The sequence below is a fragment of the Paenibacillus sinopodophylli genome (assembly GCF_005930355.1).
Lineage (GTDB): Bacteria > Bacillota > Bacilli > Paenibacillales > Paenibacillaceae > Pristimantibacillus > Pristimantibacillus sinopodophylli.
In genome coordinates this window covers 17,156-35,101 of sequence record NZ_VDBO01000022.1, presented here as the reverse complement: position 1 = coordinate 35,101, position 17,946 = coordinate 17,156, and the positions used below count along the sequence as shown (strand labels likewise).

Annotated in this window: 19 protein-coding genes; 16 read left to right on the top strand and 3 right to left on the bottom strand. The window is 41.8% G+C overall.

Going from position 1 to position 17,946, the window contains the following annotated elements:
• Positions 1-156: 156 nt before the first annotated feature.
• The 5 genes from FGT79_RS29495 (at position 157) to FGT79_RS29475 (ending at position 2,616) form a co-directional block, all read left to right on the top strand.
• The gene (locus FGT79_RS29495) at positions 157-564 is read left to right on the top strand and encodes a hypothetical protein (protein ID WP_138756399.1); all 408 of its coding nucleotides are present in this window, start codon (positions 157-159) and stop codon (positions 562-564) included.
• A gap of 229 nt (positions 565-793) precedes the next feature.
• Complete coding sequence (locus tag FGT79_RS29490; RefSeq protein ID WP_138756398.1) at positions 794-1,165, top strand: hypothetical protein; 372 nt, start codon at positions 794-796, stop codon at positions 1,163-1,165.
• Between the two features lie 194 nt (positions 1,166-1,359).
• Positions 1,360-1,512 carry a DUF5071 domain-containing protein gene (locus tag FGT79_RS32340; RefSeq protein ID WP_138756397.1) on the top strand — a complete coding sequence of 51 codons (153 nt, stop codon included), beginning with the start codon at positions 1,360-1,362 and terminating at the stop codon, positions 1,510-1,512.
• Complete coding sequence (locus tag FGT79_RS32695; RefSeq protein ID WP_425465054.1) at positions 1,439-1,747, top strand: DUF5071 domain-containing protein; 309 nt, start codon at positions 1,439-1,441, stop codon at positions 1,745-1,747. The genes FGT79_RS32340 and FGT79_RS32695 overlap by 74 nt, the downstream gene beginning before the upstream one ends.
• Before the next feature lie 224 nt (positions 1,748-1,971).
• Positions 1,972-2,616: a hypothetical protein gene (locus FGT79_RS29475; RefSeq protein ID WP_138756395.1), complete on the top strand. Its 645-nt coding sequence runs from the start codon at positions 1,972-1,974 to the stop codon at positions 2,614-2,616.
• 398 nt (positions 2,617-3,014) lie between these two features.
• On the opposite strand, the gene FGT79_RS29470 is transcribed toward FGT79_RS29475, so the two are convergent.
• Positions 3,015-3,380 carry a transposase gene (locus tag FGT79_RS29470; protein WP_138756394.1) on the bottom strand — a complete coding sequence of 122 codons (366 nt, stop codon included), beginning with the start codon at positions 3,378-3,380 and terminating at the stop codon, positions 3,015-3,017.
• On the bottom strand, positions 3,377-3,592 hold the full coding sequence (locus tag FGT79_RS29465) for a hypothetical protein (RefSeq protein ID WP_138756393.1): 216 nt from the start codon (positions 3,590-3,592) through the stop codon (positions 3,377-3,379). Before FGT79_RS29465 ends, FGT79_RS29470 begins: the two co-directional genes overlap by 4 nt.
• A gap of 362 nt (positions 3,593-3,954) precedes the next feature.
• Here FGT79_RS29465 and FGT79_RS29460 point away from each other — a divergent pair, with 362 nt between their 5' ends.
• The 4 genes from FGT79_RS29460 (at position 3,955) to FGT79_RS29450 (ending at position 5,953) form a co-directional block, all read left to right on the top strand.
• A complete protein-coding gene (locus FGT79_RS29460; protein ID WP_138756392.1) occupies positions 3,955-4,221 on the top strand; it encodes a hypothetical protein in 267 nt (88 codons plus the stop codon).
• Positions 4,222-4,487: 266 nt separating this feature from the next.
• A complete protein-coding gene (locus tag FGT79_RS32130; protein ID WP_138756391.1) occupies positions 4,488-4,838 on the top strand; it encodes a transposase in 351 nt (116 codons plus the stop codon).
• Positions 4,835-4,957 (top strand): hypothetical protein, encoded by a 123-nt coding sequence (locus FGT79_RS32335; protein WP_281286047.1) that lies wholly within the window; start codon positions 4,835-4,837, stop codon positions 4,955-4,957. Before FGT79_RS32130 ends, FGT79_RS32335 begins: the two co-directional genes overlap by 4 nt.
• Before the next feature lie 768 nt (positions 4,958-5,725).
• On the top strand, positions 5,726-5,953 hold the full coding sequence (locus FGT79_RS29450; RefSeq protein WP_138756390.1) for an Imm10 family immunity protein: 228 nt from the start codon (positions 5,726-5,728) through the stop codon (positions 5,951-5,953).
• 2,300 nt (positions 5,954-8,253) lie between these two features.
• Here FGT79_RS29450 and FGT79_RS29440 read toward each other — a convergent pair.
• Positions 8,254-9,165 carry a LysR family transcriptional regulator gene (locus FGT79_RS29440; protein WP_138756389.1) on the bottom strand — a complete coding sequence of 304 codons (912 nt, stop codon included), beginning with the start codon at positions 9,163-9,165 and terminating at the stop codon, positions 8,254-8,256.
• 288 nt (positions 9,166-9,453) lie between these two features.
• Here FGT79_RS29440 and FGT79_RS29435 point away from each other — a divergent pair, with 288 nt between their 5' ends.
• The 7 genes from FGT79_RS29435 to FGT79_RS29405 all read left to right on the top strand — a co-directional run bounded on the left by FGT79_RS29435 (position 9,454) and on the right by FGT79_RS29405 (position 17,946).
• The gene (locus tag FGT79_RS29435; RefSeq protein ID WP_138756388.1) at positions 9,454-10,785 is read left to right on the top strand and encodes an LLM class flavin-dependent oxidoreductase; all 1,332 of its coding nucleotides are present in this window, start codon (positions 9,454-9,456) and stop codon (positions 10,783-10,785) included.
• Positions 10,786-10,830: 45 nt separating this feature from the next.
• The gene (locus tag FGT79_RS29430; RefSeq protein WP_138756387.1) at positions 10,831-12,471 is read left to right on the top strand and encodes an ABC transporter substrate-binding protein; all 1,641 of its coding nucleotides are present in this window, start codon (positions 10,831-10,833) and stop codon (positions 12,469-12,471) included.
• 17 nt (positions 12,472-12,488) lie between these two features.
• Positions 12,489-13,412 (top strand): ABC transporter permease, encoded by a 924-nt coding sequence (locus FGT79_RS29425; RefSeq protein WP_138756386.1) that lies wholly within the window; start codon positions 12,489-12,491, stop codon positions 13,410-13,412.
• Positions 13,413-13,531: 119 nt separating this feature from the next.
• Positions 13,532-14,320, top strand: coding sequence for an ABC transporter permease (locus tag FGT79_RS29420; protein ID WP_246096682.1), 789 nt, complete (start codon positions 13,532-13,534; stop codon positions 14,318-14,320).
• Positions 14,321-14,346: 26 nt separating this feature from the next.
• Positions 14,347-16,371, top strand: coding sequence for an ABC transporter ATP-binding protein (locus FGT79_RS29415; RefSeq protein WP_138756384.1), 2,025 nt, complete (start codon positions 14,347-14,349; stop codon positions 16,369-16,371).
• Positions 16,372-16,391: 20 nt separating this feature from the next.
• A complete protein-coding gene (locus FGT79_RS29410) occupies positions 16,392-17,216 on the top strand; it encodes a CoA transferase subunit A (protein WP_138756383.1) in 825 nt (274 codons plus the stop codon).
• The gene (locus FGT79_RS29405) at positions 17,197-17,946 is read left to right on the top strand and encodes a CoA-transferase (protein WP_171056511.1); all 750 of its coding nucleotides are present in this window, start codon (positions 17,197-17,199) and stop codon (positions 17,944-17,946) included. The genes FGT79_RS29410 and FGT79_RS29405 overlap by 20 nt, the downstream gene beginning before the upstream one ends.

Here is a 17,946-nt window from a genome sequence, read left to right as displayed (position 1 = left end):
AACCAGAAAGAACTGGTTGATCTCATAATACGAACTGGCAGGATAGTTCAATCATTTCACGAATATGTTAAATATTAAGATATTTATGATTTTCACAAATTTTAGGATTTACGAAACTACAGAAGACATTGTAGATGATACAGGTTGAAAGGATTTATGCTACTCGTTAGTATACTTTTACTCATGACAGGTTGTAATTATTCAATTGATAACCATTATGTACACTTTAATCCTTCAAAGGTTAAGGTAGGTGATCAAATAGCGGGATTAACATTGATCTCTATTAATTATGATAAAGAAACGGAAACCGTGAATGCTTATTTTGAAGGTGAAGTTGAAATATCGGGATACTATATGGATTCAGGGTTCTTTGCTCCTGATATTACGAGTCATTTACCTAAAGCGACTTATGAAGAATCACATAAGAATAGTTTTAGATTAGAAAATATGCCGGAATTTGATAGTGAGCATAGAGCGGGAACAATTTTAATTAAAGATTATGAAATCCATACCAGGAATACAGACTTAACTAATCAAGCTGAATTTGTAAGAAAGATTGACTAAGATAGTTATAATTCGGATGCCTGTAGCTTCTCATAGAACCATATTCACGTTTCGCACCATACAGCTGTCGGTATGGTTGTTACGCTCCCAACGGGACACTATAGCTTAATAATCAACAAGACGAAGACGAGGCTGCCGGTATGTAACGGCGGCCTTGTTGAGCTAACGGTCAGGATTCATCAACCGTTTGTTATAATGATTTAGTGCGAATTCGGAGGAGGATCGGGTTATGAGAGCAAGTTGCAGTACAATTATGAACCGGCTACTTGATACAGGTTATATTGATGCGAAGTTAAAAAAGCTATCATATGACCATGAATCACATGTTGTACATATGATGTATGGAGACCCGACTAGTGATGATAATGATACAACCGTCATTTTCAAAGACTGTTTTTCAGCGAATTTCAACACTTGGCTGGAAGGTATAACAGGAACTATCCCGAGTAAACCCGGTGATTCTGACTTCTTTATTCATGATATATTAATTCAAGACGTTGAAATCAATGGAGTTCAACTTTACAGATGTCTTATGGAAATCCCTATGATGGACAGCACAATTACCTGCTTGAGAATCGAAATTATTAGCCAATTGCGTTGAACTATCTGGGAACGATAGTTCAACGCACTATGGAGCAATTGCGATCTGCAACTGCTCCATTTTTTCATTATGCTAACTGGCAGGATAGTTCAATAAATTAGCGAATAAATCAAATACGGCGAATTTGAGTAGTTCGGAGATTAGTTCTTATATGACACAGCAATTTCCACTATCCTCAATCAGGAGTGAACTAATTGAAAGATATTAAAGATTTAATTCCACAACATAAGCACGATATGGATACAATCGACAAATTAAAAAATATTAATCATGATGAAACTGATCTTGGACCAATTAAGGATGATTTATTTGAATGGATTCAAGACATTAATTGGCCAGCTGTGTAAGATAATTCCCCAATTAAAACTTATTGACGTAGTGCCGCAAATACAGAAGGTATTGAATAGCAATGATGACTGTTGGCAATTCGCATGCATTCATTTCCTATTACCTGAACTGTCTTTAGATATGCGAGAGCTAATAAAAGCAGATCTACTTAGAATAATACAAAATCCGACCCGTAATGAGAAACTTTGTGAGATAGATCAGGGAGCAAGAGAAGTTTATGAAAGCCTATTCTAATAAGTATGCAATGTCTTATAACACCATATTTATGCATCGGGGCATTAAGCTAACGGTGAACGTTAGTTCAATAAAAACACAGAAGCAGCCGATCACAATGATCGGCTGCTTCATTACGCTAACTGGCAGGATTACTCGGTGGGCAGTGATAGAATTCTTTAATGTTGGCACAATGAAAGGTATCATATAAATGATAAATTAAAATCAATTAAGGGGGGGGCTCTATGGCAAGTAAGATAGATACAATTTGCGACATTACTTATCGACTGGCATGGTTTGATATACCAGAAAATCAGTATAAGAGGTCTTATAATAAGTTGAGGAAATTAACTCGTGAAGTGTGGACGGAGTCTCATTCTGAGCTAATACGAAGATTGAAAACGATGGAGAGTCCTGCAGCTGATTATCAGCTATTTTGGTTTGAATGTATGGCTGGTTCTCCGATAGGCCCGAAACTGCATGACTTAAAGGGAATGCCATTAAGCTTACCATATCAGAGCTTACCAACAGATTATAATGAACATCAAGGTTTACATGACTCTGAACTTATAAGCTTTCGCTATGATAAACACAATCTTATTGCAAATATCCTACTGGATTCGTGGGAGCGTGAATATGCAGATTTAACCTTTATTAACATCAGTCATTTCATCTACCAAAAAGATGGTGCAGTAATCGAACTTGCGTTGGAGGACATCAGGGATTTAACTATCTTATCTGACGGAGAAGCTCCAGTTATTGATTATTCCCTTAAACATTTAGAAATCGAAAAAAATGATTCGATTCTTAATAAAAGATTGTTTTATTTGTTTTTTTCTTCCTCAGCAATCTATATCTTTGCTGATTCTTGGTCGATCAAGACTTTCTAGTCAATTACGTTCCTGGATTCAGCTCCTTCGGTAAAATATAGTTTTCTCACGAATGCTCGCTTATTCGCAGGATCTCTCCAATAGATAAATCGCTATTCGGATAGAAGAGGGGTGTACCGTCAAATTCGGCAACAGAAGCGCATGCGGGAACAGAAGGGGCGAGTTTTCGCACCTTTTTTTCTGTTTTGTTGCACGCTTCTCCACGTATTTCCGGAGGCTTTCACTCCCATTTCTCGACGGGTCGATGCCCTTTCATTCCTTCGTTACGCCTATCCGGTGGGTGGAGGCCGGTTATCCTAACGGTACGGGTCTGTGCCCTTTTGCTTAATGCAATCCGGTACTCCGTGCAGTCTTGAGATCCTGCGAATAAGCCAATTTTCGTGCTAACTGAGAAGCGGCTAAGCAGTTTGTTTTATAGAATGAGCTCGATCCGGTTCATAAGCTTCGCCGCTATGTGCCATAGCAACTAGGAGGCGAGCCAACTTGCCGCAAAGCTTCATCACGGAGCGCATTGGCTTCATGTTTTTCATCTTAACATTCACTTCGTGCTGTCGTTTAAACGATACATCGTTCATGATGAGGGCCATGGTTGCCATGAAAAGAGCATGTCGGCCACGTTTGCTGATGGATATCTGACCCTTCCATTTGCCTGAACTCGCTTCAGCCAGCTTAAGGCCGGCATGCCGTAGCAACGCGTTACCATGTGCATAGCCACTGAGATCCCCAGCTTCACCGAGAATGGCGGCGACTGACTGGATACTCATACCCAACGGCTAGCAACGGCTCGGATTGTGGAATCAGTTGCAGCCGCGACTTCATCCTCGATGACCTGCAGTTGCTCCTTAGCTAGATCGTATTCGGCGAGGAGCTGTTGTATATGAAGTTTGTAGGCTCTCTCAGCATGCTTTGCGCCGACCGAGTGAACTGCCAGTGCCAGCAGTTCACCAGCTCTTCGTTCACCGCTGTGTCGTTTCATGACTATTTTCCAGCCGGCGATTACTTGACATACGGAGAGTTTTTGAAGATAAGTAGGCATTGGAAAGAGACGCAGTGTAGCGAGCGAGCCGGAGCCAATAAGGTGCTTGTATACCTGCCTCATTTCTGGAAACATAATGTCGACCCAGCGGTGGATCTGGTTTTTGACGCTGACGAGGTTCAATACATCTAAGCAGCTGGTGAAATTAGGTCCGGCTGCTTTTAGTTGAACTAAGAGCAGGAATTTGCAGCAAAATTAGCGAATGTGAGAATAACGATTGAATATGAGTAGGTAGGTGGTAGTTATGGAAAATACCAATAAAATACTAACTGGCTATCCAGTTAAATAAAGAGGTGTTGCTAATGTCAATGGAAGAATATCCTGTTTCTAATTGTAACGTTTGTAGTCAAGGCTGGATTTTAATTGTAGAAGAACAAAAAACAAGTACATGCTTCCTGTATTGTAACGAATGTGAGACAGAATGGGATAATCCAATTGAGTTTTTTGCTGGGAAGGAAGGGACAAAAAATAAATATGGTGTAGTTAGAGAAGCGACAGACTGGCATATTAAAGATATTGGATGGGATAAGTATATTAATAATGATCTAAAAAACAGGTTGACTCCATGATTTAATTGTTGGAATACCTTGGCAAAGAAGCGGGCTGTCTAGGAAGTCAGTGAAAGCTGAAAACTGGACGCCCCGTGTACATAACACAGAGCTTGCGGTCTTCAACCCATGAGATTTTCTGTCTCAATACACCTTCTTGTTTGACGCTTACCATTGATCGGCTGCTTCATTACGCTAACTGTGCAGGATAAATGTAGTCTTGAATATCTACGATATAATAAACTGATGCTATGAGTGATTTTTTAATCTAAAGGGGATAAGACAAAATGAATGATGAAGAATTTATTAAGGATATTTATCAATTAATAGTTAGAGATAACCTTGAGATATATCGCAATATTTTTACTAAGACTGATATAACGACAATAACGGACCCTTATTGGAAGAGAGCTATGCAACTATTTGAGGAACTGCCAGAAGAGAATAAAGAGATACTTCTAAATATCATAGAACAAGTTCAGGTTGATACCACGTCAACATTACTGGGTATTTTAGATGGTGTAATATCGCTTAGAGATCTAGAAATTGAGTTGAAGCTTACAACTAAAGGACAAGAAGCGGTATTAAATGGGGATTTACAAGATAAATTCTTAGAATTTGATGAGGAAAATCGTTGAGTAATAAAAAACGGGTAGCGATAGTTGTTCACTATGATGATTGGCTGCTTTTTATTACGCAATTGGCAGAGTTTAAGGGGGCGCGCCGCTTCCCTGAAGATCTTGATAAAAACGATTGATACTGATGTATCGCTTGGTGTTCAGCAAATAGGTAGCATTCCTAGTATATAGAAAGATGAGATTTGAGACAGTGGCTCGGTTGGTATCAGGCACGGTATGAAAATACGCAACTCTAAAAAACTACAGGTTAAGGACAGGACTCTCCACTCCTATCTATACTTTTGCACTTATTATGAGTGCAAGCCACCCTTCTAGGTGGCTTTTTTTATTGCTCTTAAATTGTTTTGTCTGCTGAAGGCTAAGTATAAGATTTATTTAAACGTTAATCCGAACGGGCAGCATTCCTATAATGAAGCAATATTGGATTCGAAAGCAACTGAGGTGATCGGATGGCATTAAGCACTATATGAAAGTACATCACTCTAAAAGCTACAGGTTCAGGACGGGACTCTCCACTCCTTTTGCACTCATTATGAGTGCAAGTCACCCTTCCAGGTGGCTTTTTTAATTGGTATTAAATTGTCCTGTCTGCTGAAGGCTATGTTATAGGATTTAGTTAAGCTTTTAAACGAAATGGCAGAATATTTCCAATATGTGTTATTATCATTCTGATTGTGTTCTGGCAAGTTATTGTGAATTAGGCTACAGTTGCTAGAGAAAAAAAAGTTTTACTGGATGAAGAGCAAGCATTAATTATCAATGGAGACAGAATGGACAAAAATAGAATTGGTCTGCAAACAATTAAGAAGAGATAAATGGAGTTAAAGATGAATTTTACGTTGGATGCGGATTTTAAACGCATAAATCGATGAAGAGATGGGATATTAATGATTGGTTTTGCTGACGACGAATTTGATACTCAAGAATGTGTGCTTCTTCAAAAAACATTGAATCTAAATGAGGAAGATGTAGAAGTAGGTCTCGATAAAGTTCATATTACATATAATGATGAGTTGCAGTCGTTATATGGTGGTATTATTAAATGTTATTTTACGCGTAATCAAGTAGAAATCACTCTGAATGAAGAAGCAACCAAGATAGTACATCTCTTCTAAAGCAAATTCTTGCAACAGTACATGGCTATGGAGATCTTCTGTCATCTAGCATGGGTTAATGTAGAGTAAGGGGTATAAAGTCTAAAACAACAATTAAAGGATTCTGAGACGCTGAACTATTTAAGGTTTTTGTTCGCCAGCCGATAAATAGCATCAGGGAATGTGAGGATAGACTTTTCAGCATTACGAAAGAGTGAGAACATTGTTATAGAATCGAGGTTAACTGGGTTGATTTACATGTTGGCAATCAGAATGGTGGGCGTGAACATAGCATGGTTTCTTCCTAAGCGTTTTCATAGATCTATTATAGGCCTTGGAATGGTCGGGTTATATGTTTATATGAAATACTATTATTGCGAGAGGTGTGAAACAGATAATTAGCGAACTCTGTGTTGGAAAGCGGAAATTTATACGCTTTTAAATCGTTTTGGGAAAATAGGAGTTATCTTGACGAAATCTTCATTCGGTATTACCCAAACTTCTGAATCATTCAAAATTTTGACATGAGTACCCTCAGCGTCCTCCAAGTAACCCTCATGCTGCACCATTGTATCTGCTCCAATACAACCACGTAGTCAAAGTAATCATCATTTCGCATTGCATTTGCACCCTTATGACTTATTCGTAATAGAAGCTATGTACTCGCTAGAGTCCAGAAATGAAATCATTAACGGTTGAGAGCATTCTCGATTCCTATCAAAAATATTACTGACATATTTATGGCAGTAGTGTTTTTCTCCATCAAATTCAGGTTATACAAATTGAATGATCTATATCATTCGCAAGCAATGTAAAATAATAATAATAGCGATCGGTGAAGTCGAAGAAATACCTGTGAAAGACCAGATCATGGTCGTAGTCATCGTAATTTCTGGGATGACTACCATTCAGGCTCCAACTATCAAACAGTCGACCAATAAGTGATAGTAAAACAAATGCAAGTCCTTTAGGAAGAAGTATCAGTCCAGCAGACAATGTATCCATACTTATTACTTGAATCAAGAAAATTGGAAATATCAGCTTTGATGATAAAATGATCATCTTGCAGAAGAATACCCAGAAGGTGACTATTTCGACATCTGTTATGTAAAAGCTATTAAATTGAGTGAGAGTTTTTCCATGCGTAGCTGTCTAATGATAAAAGATCAAGGGCGTTATGTCTAACTATCATGGAAATCAGTACCATTGGACTTTCCTAATTTAAGTCTGCTTCTCCTGATTTTACTTAGTCCGAAAACGATGCCTCACAATCCAACGGTAGCATATCACACTAGGTTTGGTGATCAAAGATCCTGAAATAGTTGGAGCCACTGCCGGTGTTACTGTGAAAACGAGTGAGACAAATCTATTACTGCACTACGCTTTTTCACCGGAAAGATAACTAAAACGAGCTGAGCATCAAGAGTAACAATAGTGCTGTCCCTACTACTTGAAAGTACGTTCTACCCTCAATATATTAAAGTTATCTGCTTTTTCCCGATTAGAGCACTCAAGATAGAAAAAGTCACCTATGCCAAAAGAGTTTTCTTGCTGAGAACCAATGTATTATCAAAGCGGAGAGTAGAACGAGTATACCTTGTAACAAGCAGATATCCCGTAGTTAACCATTGAATTGTATTTTCTGTTACATTAAAGTATGCATTTATCTGGTAAGTGTCACATTAAGTGTTGTCTCATTAAAAGTCCCTATAAAAGCAGCTAAAATAAAGGAGAATAAAATAGGTAAAACTTTAATCCGTTCTTTAGTCGGTTTATACATTGGCGCTAAATAAATGACATCAGAGCACCTCTAAGTTTCATGATAATCTTAGTCTTTCAACTTAATAGAGTTGTATGGCTTTGAAATATTAATAGGCACTACTTTAACTGATTTAATTTTAGATGTCTATAATTCTTATTCTCAACTATATTGGTGATTATCCAGTACTTAGATATTATATTTATGAAAATAAAAAGTGGAACTCAGAAACTGGATAATCAATCTATGATGACCGGTTCATGATTTAACTTTCAATTAGATCAAAACTGATGATAAGAATTTGCAATCTTCATTACTACTGACATTCATTTGTCAGGTAATGTGATGGATTATCACGATTTATTTTATATAGCCCTATGTGGTTTCAATAGGAGATTCAAATTCATTCACAATGAAGGACCTCCCCCTATATTGAATTGCTGTTCGTTTGTGCAAAAAAAGAGGCAGATCCTTAAGCAGAAAGAATGCTTATGGAATCTCCTCTTTTTTTTGCAGACTATTCTTGCTGACATCGAAATAGAGCAGTATACAGAATTAGATTTTACTGGAAGCTGGGAATAGACGCTTTTTGTAAGTTTTTCAAGCCTTCCCGCAGTACGTTAATCAGCTTCTCTGCAGAAGAACTGAAAACTGGACCTTGTTTTTTGAATAATAGCCCCGTTACCAAGCCAGAGTGTAAATCTTCTATTTTGAAAACTAAAGTACCGTCAGGTAGGGGGCTTGCGGTAATGACTGGAACGACAGCGATACCAAAGTTCTCTTGCACATAAAATTTGAGAGCGGCCATATTGCCGATTTCCATACCGTTGTACGGGCTGCCACCATTCTCAAGTAGGGCGCTTTCTAGTTTTTTGCGATGTGGACAGAGCGTTGGGGTCAACAGCAACTTTTCGTTCTTTAGATCACGCAAGAAAATGTTGTCTCTATTTGCCAGTGAATGTCCGGTTGGGATAAGGAGGCAAAGCTCTTCCTCGAACAAAGGCTCGAATGTATGTGAAAGGCCCGTATCCGGCGTGGTACAAATAGCAAGGTCAATTAATCCATCATCTAACATTTGGTTTAATACGGTCGTATTACCAATCTGAATACTCACCTGTACCTTCGGGTATTTTGCTAAAAATGGGCCAAGTATTTCGGGTAAGCGATAGCTTGCAGTAGGTTCCATTACGCCAAGCCGAACGACACCGGCTTCACCTTGGCTAAGTTCTAACATGGTTGAATGCAAATGATCATAGTTTTTGAGCAAAAAATCGGCATTCTGATGGAGAAGCCGTCCGGCTTCAGTCAATTGTATCTTTTTGCCGCGCTCCAGCAGTTTGATGCCAAGATCCGCTTCTAGCTTTTGGATGTGCATAGTTACGGTTGACTGTCCATATTTCAGTTCTGCCGCAGCTAGCTGGAAGCTTCCGTGCTTAATGATTGTTTGAAAGGTTTTTATTGTACGGATGTCCATTTTGTGATGCCTCCTATCCTTTTCAATTCATAAAAACTGAATTATCGATTCTTAATTTTCGATTTTACAAAATTATAGCCATTATGTATATATAAATTAATTAGTTTTTATTAATCCAACTGGAATACTTGTGATTTTTAAATGTAGTTTTAAAGTGATTCATGTTTATTGAATTGATAGTTCATATTTTACGATTTTACAAATATAGCTTGCTTAAGTATGATAAGGGCTGTGATTTAGTTTGCATACCGGAATACTCGTATATAAAATCTGCTAGGGGGAATTAAAATGTCGAAAGCTAGAAAATTAAAGCTTGGAGGCTTACTTCATGGTGTTGGAGTAGGCGGGGATAACTGGAAGCATCCCGATGCCGTAACCGATGCTGGTGTGAATTTTGGCTTTTATAAGAAACAGGCACAAGCCGCAGAGGCAGGGAAATTTGATTTCGTTTTTGTAGGGGACAGCGTTCATATTACGCCTAAATCAACTCCTCATCATTTAAATCGTTTTGAGCCGCTGACGGTTTTATCCGCTCTAGCTGCAGTTACTTCGAAGATTGGCTTAGTAGGAACCGTATCTGTCAGCTATACCGAGCCGTTCAACGTAGCTAGGCAATTTGCTTCCCTTGACCATATCAGCGGAGGAAGAGCGGGCTTTAATGTGGTTACTACTGCCCTTGAAGGTACGGCAGGAAATTTCGGAAGAACTGAGCATCTGGCACATGATGTTCGCTACCGATTGGCTAACGAGTTTTTAGAAGTGACAAAAGGGTTATGGGATTCCTGGGAGGATGATGCATTCATTCGCGACAAGCAATCTGGCGTCTTCTTCGACAATGAAAAGCTGCATTCGCTCAATCATAAAGGAGAGTTTTTCTCGGTTACAGGGCCTTTGAATATCGCTCGTTCCAACCAGGGTCAAAGCGTTATTTTTCAAGCAGGTGTATCGGAGGACGGTCGGAATTTTGCAGCGAAGTATGCGAGTGCTGTCTTTGTAATAAATGACTCGATCGATAAAGCCAAGCAATATTATCAAGACGTGAAGCAGCGCGTAGCCAACTTCGGTCGCTCACCCGATGAATTGTCCATCCTGCTAGGCATCAGCCCAATTATAGGTCGCACGGAAGCGGAAGCGGAGCAGAAATACCAAGAAAAACTGAGCCTCGTGACGATTGAGAATGCATTAATGGAATTAGGGCGGATGTTCAGTTATTTTGATTTCTCAGCTTATGATTTAGATTCTTCGTTTCCTGATATGGGAGAAATAGGAGCAAATAGTGCGAAGGGGACTATAGTTGCAATAAAAAAAATGGCTAAGGAGCAAAACATGACCTTGCGACAAGTTGCGCTTGCATTCGCTACACCACGCAATACTTTTTGTGGCACGGCTGAACAGGTAGCGGATGTTATGCAGCAATGGTTTGAAGAAGGGGCTGCAGACGGTTTTATGATCGGTGTCGAGGGTGTTCCGACGGGAATCGAGGATTTTGTAGAGCATGTCGTACCCATTCTCCAGGAAAGAAACCTGTTTCGAACGGAGTATGAGCATGACACACTTCGCGGTCATTTAGGTATTGATATTCCTGTCAATCGTTATACGAAACACGATGTGCGTGTCTAATGAAAACGAAGATAAAATAGTTTAGAAGCGGGATGGTGAATAGGTATGATGACTAAAAAATGGATCTCATTAATGACAATTTCCTTATCTGTACTTTTATTGGTAGCCGGATGCCAGAATGGAAATTCGAGTTCGGCAGTAAACAGTGCCGAAGTACAGCATAAAGACGATGCTGCTCCTATGGTAGGTGGAGAACTTAACTTTGCATTAAGTATTTCAATTGTTAACGATATTCTAGATCCTCACCAAACTGGGAGCCCTCAGAACTCTCGGGTCCAAAGAAATATTTTTGATAGCTTGATTGTCGAACTGCCGGATCATACATTTGCACCGTGGCTTGCAGAGTCATGGGAGGTAGCTGAGGACGGCAAGAGCTACACCTTTAAATTAAGGAAAGACGTAAAATTTCATGATGGAACGTCCTTTAATGCAGAGGCAGTGAAATTCAATTTCGATCGAATTCTGAACCTGAAGGCTCCTGGCGCGGCATTTGATAACATTGGCTCCTATGAGTCATCAGAGGTTCTTGACGAATTTACAGTAGAAATTAATTTTAAGACGCCGTTCGCACCGTTTCTAGGCAACTTATCCGGTGAAAACTTGGGAATTGTATCCCCTGCTGCTGTGGAGAAGTATGGTGATGCATTCATCCATAATCCGATAGGTACTGGTCCTTTTAAATTGGCTTCCTTTACGGCTGGGACAGAATATGTGCTTGAGAGAAATCCAGATTACAACTGGCCTCCAGCAAATGCGAAGCACAAGGGCCCTGCCTATTTAGAAAAGGTTATTGTGAAGGTGATTACCGAGGAAGCTACGCGTGTAGGTGTGTTGCAAAGTGGAGATGTTCAAGCGGCTGACATTATTCCGCCGCAAAATATATTGTCGTTCCAACAGGATAAAAACTTTCAGCTTCAGGAGGCTGAGCCTCTCGGGTTCAACGCTGCGATTGCATTGAATGTACAAAAAGCTCCTCTTAATGATCTAAAACTGCGTGAGGCACTTCGCACATCTTTGGATCTGGATACGATTGTAAAAACGATTTATTTGGGTACTCATCAGAGAGCATATTCTTCGCTCTCGCCATCCTTGTTTGGTTATGATGCTTCTCTGGAGTCTAAGTGGACATCCGATCCAGCTGCCGCTGCGGACCAACTGGATGCGCTCGGATGGGTAAAAGGCTCCGATGGTATCCGGGAAAAGGGAGGCAAACGCCTCACTGTTGAAATGATTGATTTCTATGCTAATCGAGAAAAAAGAATGGACGTTATGGCGTTGGTTCAAAATCAGTGGCGTCAAAATGGGATAGAGTTGAAAATTACATCACTAGCACTGGGCGCTTATATGGAACGACTGAAGATCGGGGATTTTGATTTGAATATGAATAGCAAGTACGGGGCTGATCCAGATGTGGCAAGGCTTGCCCTTAACCCTTGGGTGCCTAACAGTTTCGATCCGATCCAGGATGATGAGCTGCAGAACTTGCTTAGGCAAGGCAATTCAGAGCTGGACGTCGAGAATAGAAAAGCGATCTACAGTCAAATTCAGCACCGTATATTTGATAACGTATATTCTATACCCGTTTATGTGTTTCCGTATACTGTTGCCTCAACCAAGGCGTTAAAGGATTTAAGTTTCGACATTCATGGGTTCCCATTATTTTATGATGCATGGCTACAAAAATAAGAAGTTGGTGTCCCGCTATGTTCATGTTTGTCATACGCAGGCTGCTAGTTTCAATTATGGTCGTGCTTGCTTCTGTAACACTAGTGTTTTTTATTCTGAACGTTTTACCGGGCAATCCTGCCGAGATGATGCTAGGACCCAATGCAACCCCAGAAACGTTACAAAATTTGAATGAAAGCCTCGGTCTAAACAAGTCGCTGCTCGTCCAGTATTTTGATTACATGAGAGGTTTTCTGAAAGGGGATTTGGGTGAATCATTTATTACTAAGAAGCCGGTCATTGATCAGCTTCTAGCCCAACTCCCAGCTACATTGTCATTAGCTGGGGCTAGCATAGCCATAGCTGTAATCTTGGGAATGGTGCTCGGCGTGTTATCGGCTGTTTATCAAAACAAGGCGATTGATTATGTGGTTAGAATGATATCTTTATTCAGCATTTCAATGCCGACTTTTTGGCTGGGTATATTGTTGATTCTTATTTTCTCTGTCCATCTCCAATGGCTACCAGCGATAGGGAACGGAAGTCTCCGGCAGCTTATTCTCCCTGCTTGCTGTTTAGGAATTGCCTCAGCCGGTTCTCTGTCGAGACTGGTGCGCAACAGTGTTCTTGAGGTGTTGAATGAACAATTCGTCGTTACGCTGCGAGCAAAGGGGCTGCCGGAGAAACTTGTATTGTGTAAACATGTGTTAAGAAATGCTTTAATTCCTACCGTTACGATGATTGGCATTGTTGCAGGCGAGCTATTGTCTGGAGCTGTTGTGACTGAGACCGTATTTTCAAGGCAGGGCATTGGAAGAGTTGTCGTAGAAGCGATTATGCAAAAGGACATTCCTCTCGTGCAGGCTGCGATTCTGATCGCAGCCATCTTTTATATTATCGTTAACCTGCTAGTTGATATCTCATACACTTATATTGATCCGCGCATCCGTAGTAAACATTGAGTGCTTTGAGTAAAAGGAAAGAAGTGATGATAATGTCAGCGGACTCCGTATCTATATCTCAGCCACAGAGAAGATATAGGTTTCGATACGGATTTAAGCTATCCGGGACGAGGTTGATTATGCTTTCTGCCTCGCTGATTATTGTATTTATCGTGGCGTGCGCGATTTTTCCTGAGTGGATCGCGCCTTATTCTCCTCTTGATATGAATGTGAACCATATTTTACAACCTCCTAGCGCAGCTTATTTGCTGGGGACGGATCAGTTTGGAAGAGATGTATTTACATTGCTCGTATACGGTAGTCGTCAGTCTTTGCTAACCGGTATTGGTTCTGTACTTATCGGCGGTTTAGCGGGAGCATTATGCGGCTTGCTTGCAGGCTACCATGGCAGATGGTTAGATACGTTTTTTATGCGGTTGATTGACGTTGTGATGTCTATTCCAGGTATATTGCTTGCCCTAGCCATCTCGGTTGCGCTCGGCTCAGGGCCGCTAACGATCATTCTAGCCATTAGTGTAGCTGTTATTCCAGGTTATGCGAGAGTTATGCGAGGCCAAGTGATAGCAGTGAAAAGCCGGCAGTTTATCGACGCAGCTCGCGCTATCGGGACTCCTAATAGAGAGATCATGCTGCGTCATATATTGCCTAACTGCTTGTCACCAATGCTAGTTATGATGACGACGGGCATTGGATTCTCTATTTTGATAAGCTCTGCATTAAGCTTTCTTGGGCTTGGTGAGATTAGCGAAATACCCGATTGGGGTTATTTGCTGTCGCAGGGACGGAGCTACATGACGATAGCTTGGTGGATTGCAACTTTTCCGGGCCTTGCGATTACGTGTCTGGTTGTTTCGGTGAATTTAATTGGGGATGAGCTGCGCAACCGATTGGATCCGCGGAACAGCTAGTACTCTTTTGGAGAGGAGGGGCATAAATGAAGCCCTTGCTGGAAGTAAAAGAATTATCGGTTGATTTCTATAAGCATGGAAATGCCATCAATGTCATCGATAAAGTTAATTTGCGCATAAATAGCGGTGAAATCGTATGTATGATTGGTGAGTCAGGAAGTGGAAAGACGATAACCTCATTATCGATCATGAGGCTTATTGATTTCAACAGCGGTAAAATTACACATGGTGATATTGAGCTTAGTGGAGTAAGCTTGGTTACTTTGACCAAACAAGAGATAAGTGTGCTTCGTGGCAAAAAGATAGCAATGATATTTCAAGAGCCGATGTCAGCGCTTGATCCGGTATTTACCATTGGTGATCAGATTGTTGAGGTGCTCATCAGGCATACCAATCTGACTAAACCCGCTGCGCGCGAACAAGCAATTACGTTACTGCAAAGAGTAGGAATACCCGAGCCTGAGGTACGGATGAAGCAATACCCGTATGAGCTATCTGGCGGTATGCGACAGCGGGCAATGATTGCGATCGCACTCGCTTGTGAGCCTGAGTTGCTTATTGCAGATGAGCCAACAACCGCACTCGATGTTACGATTCAAGCACAAATTCTTAACCTGCTTAAGGAAATCAGAGATGAGTTCAACATGTCGATTCTGTTTATTACACATGATCTTGGCATCGCAGCTGAGATCGCAGACCGAATTGTCGTTATGTATGCGGGTAAGGTAATAGAACAAGCGGCTGTTCATGAACTATTCGAGCAGCCGTTTCATCCTTACACAAGCGGATTATTACAATCGGTCGTAACGATGGACAGTGACCGCACGGAGAAGCTTTTTACGATTAACGGTTCAATTCCGAGCTTGTCGGAGCTCCCAACAGGCTGTCGTTTTCATCCTCGCTGTGCCTATGCGACGGATCGCTGTCGGTCTGAGGAGCCTGAGCTTGTAAGTCAGAGTGGACGTGAAGCTGCCTGCTGGAATATCGAGAAGCTGCTGCATGAGCCCCAGCAGCAAGTGGAACCCAAACGAATAATCGCAGCGGATCGGGCCATAGCTGCGAGCTTTGAACACGAACAGAAGCAGCGACTGCCACTTCTTGAGGTCAGAGCTATAAAGAAATATTTTTCAATTGAGCAGGGCTTGTTTAAACAAAACAAAAAGCTCATACATGCCGTTGACGATGTTTCTTTTCAGATTGGAAAAGGGGAAACATTCGGACTTGTAGGCGAATCCGGCTGTGGTAAATCCACACTTGGACGTGTGCTGCTACAGCTGGAGCAAGCAACCAGCGGTCAAGTGCTGTTCGAAGGCAAAGATGTTCTGAGAGCACCGGCGGGGGAATGGAAAAGTTCTAGGCGTGACATTCAGTTTGTCTTTCAAGATCCTTACGGTTCGATTAATCCGCGTTGGAAGGTTGGGGATATTATTGGTGAGCCCTTATGGGTACATGAATCGCTGAAAGGTCAAGCAAAGCGGCAAAAGGTAGTGGAGGTAATGGAGCTTGTCGGTCTCAATCCAGCTGCCTATGACCGATTGCCGCATGAGTTCTCCGGTGGTCAACGTCAGCGCATCAGCATTGCGAGGGCAATCGCACTGAAGCCGAAGTTTATCGTTGCAGATGAAGCCGTATCTGCGCTGGATGTGTCGGTACAATCGCAAATTGTCAATTTGATGCAGGAGCTTCAGGGTCAGCTTGATCTATCGTATCTGTTTATCGCGCACGGGCTCAATATCGTCAGACATATTTCGGACCGAATCGGCGTGATGTATCTAGGAAAGCTGGTCGAGATTGCAACTACAGATGAATTATTCGCACATCCAGCTCACCATTACACTAAAGCATTGTTAGCTGCAATTCCATTGCCTGATCCTACACGTCGAAAAACGTTTTTGCCGCTGCAAGGAGAGATGCCTTCTCCGGCTAATCCACCTACGGGCTGCCGATTTCATACGCGATGCACAGCGGCGACCGATCTTTGCAAGAAGATTGAGCCAGCTTTGCAGCGAATCGGGCCAGGACATTTGGCAGCTTGCCATTATCCAGCTTAAGGAAGGATGCGAAATCAGTAATGACTTTTATTTCGCTAAAGGAAGCAGCAAAGCTCATTAGAGATGGTGAGAAGCTTGGCATATCTGGTCACATGGATATGTCTCCGATGGCAATCATCAGGGAGCTTATTCGCGAAGGGAGGAAAGAGCTCCATGTGATCTTTGCAGGCGCAGCAGCATTTAACGCTGAGTTGCTCATCGGCACAGACGTGGTAAAGACCATTGAATTTTCACAAATATCGCTTGGCGAGTACGGCTTTGCTCCACAATTCAGAAAACGGTTGGAGCAAGCCGAAATCCAGACGATCGAGCACGCCTGTCCGACTATCGCGGCAGGACTTCAGGCAGGAGCAAGCGGGGTTCCGTTTATGCCGGTCAGGGGCATGATCGGTACGGATTATATGCGTATAAGGGATGACTTTCATGTTATAGCCAATCCCTATGATGTTAAAGAGAACATTGCAATTGTACCGGCTATTGTGCCTGATACGGCTATTTTCCATGCCTATCAAGCGGATTGGAACGGCAACATTATCACCTCTAGCGCCCATAACAATCGGCTTCTGGCACAAGCTTCGAAGCAGGTCATCGTCTCTGTGGAGGAAATTGTAGCTCCCCAAGCATTAAGACGTGACAAAGGCTCGTTTATCCCATCCGCTTACGTGACATCGATTGTACATGCTCCGAACGGCGCCTTGCCGACTGGCTGCTCTGGTTACTATGCCATTGATGATGAGCATATGCGACAATACTGTTCGGCAGTGAGGCAAGATGAATATCAAGCGTATCTTCAGTCGTATGTGTTCGAGGGAGGAGAGGATTCATATGCCGTTCAGCGCAGATGAATTACTTATTTGTACACTTGCTCGTCGTATCCGGGACGGAGAAACTGTGGCTGTAGGCAATAATTCTCCTATTCCAGCAGCAGCTGCTTTGCTTGCACGTGAAAGTCATGCGCCTCGCGCCTGTATATATATCATCGGGCAGGCCGATTGGCCGTTTGAAGGTACTAAAGAGTTTTTTGATTTTTTGCAGCGTGGAGGAGTGGACGTTTTTTTCTTAAGCGGCGCTCAAATCGATGCCTATGGCAGCCTGAATCTTCATGTTATTGGCGACTATAACCTCCCAAAGGTCCGGATGCCAGGTGGTGCAGGTTCGGCGGTAGTGTCTTTTGTCTGCAGGCGCTTGTTTCTGTTTAAGACGGATCATACCCGCAAAGGCTTTACGGAAAAGCTTGATTTTATTAGTAGTACATCCAGATCCGAAGCAAATGTTTATCGTATAGGAGAGCTGGAAGGGGTGTTTACACCTATTGCTGTACTTGAGCCGACAGGTGAATCTGGTCGGCTTCAACTGGCACAAGTGTCGCCAGGAATAAGTGTTGACTCTGTGAAGGAACACACGGGCTTTAGGCTGGAGACGCAGCAGAAATTAAAGCAAATGACAGAGCCATCTGATGAAGAACTGCACATTTTACGATCAAGTGTGAAAAAGCTATTGTACAAAATTTATCCGCAATTTGTGATTTCTTTATGGGGCAAACAGGATTCCGATGCAGCGGATCAGGAGGTTTAA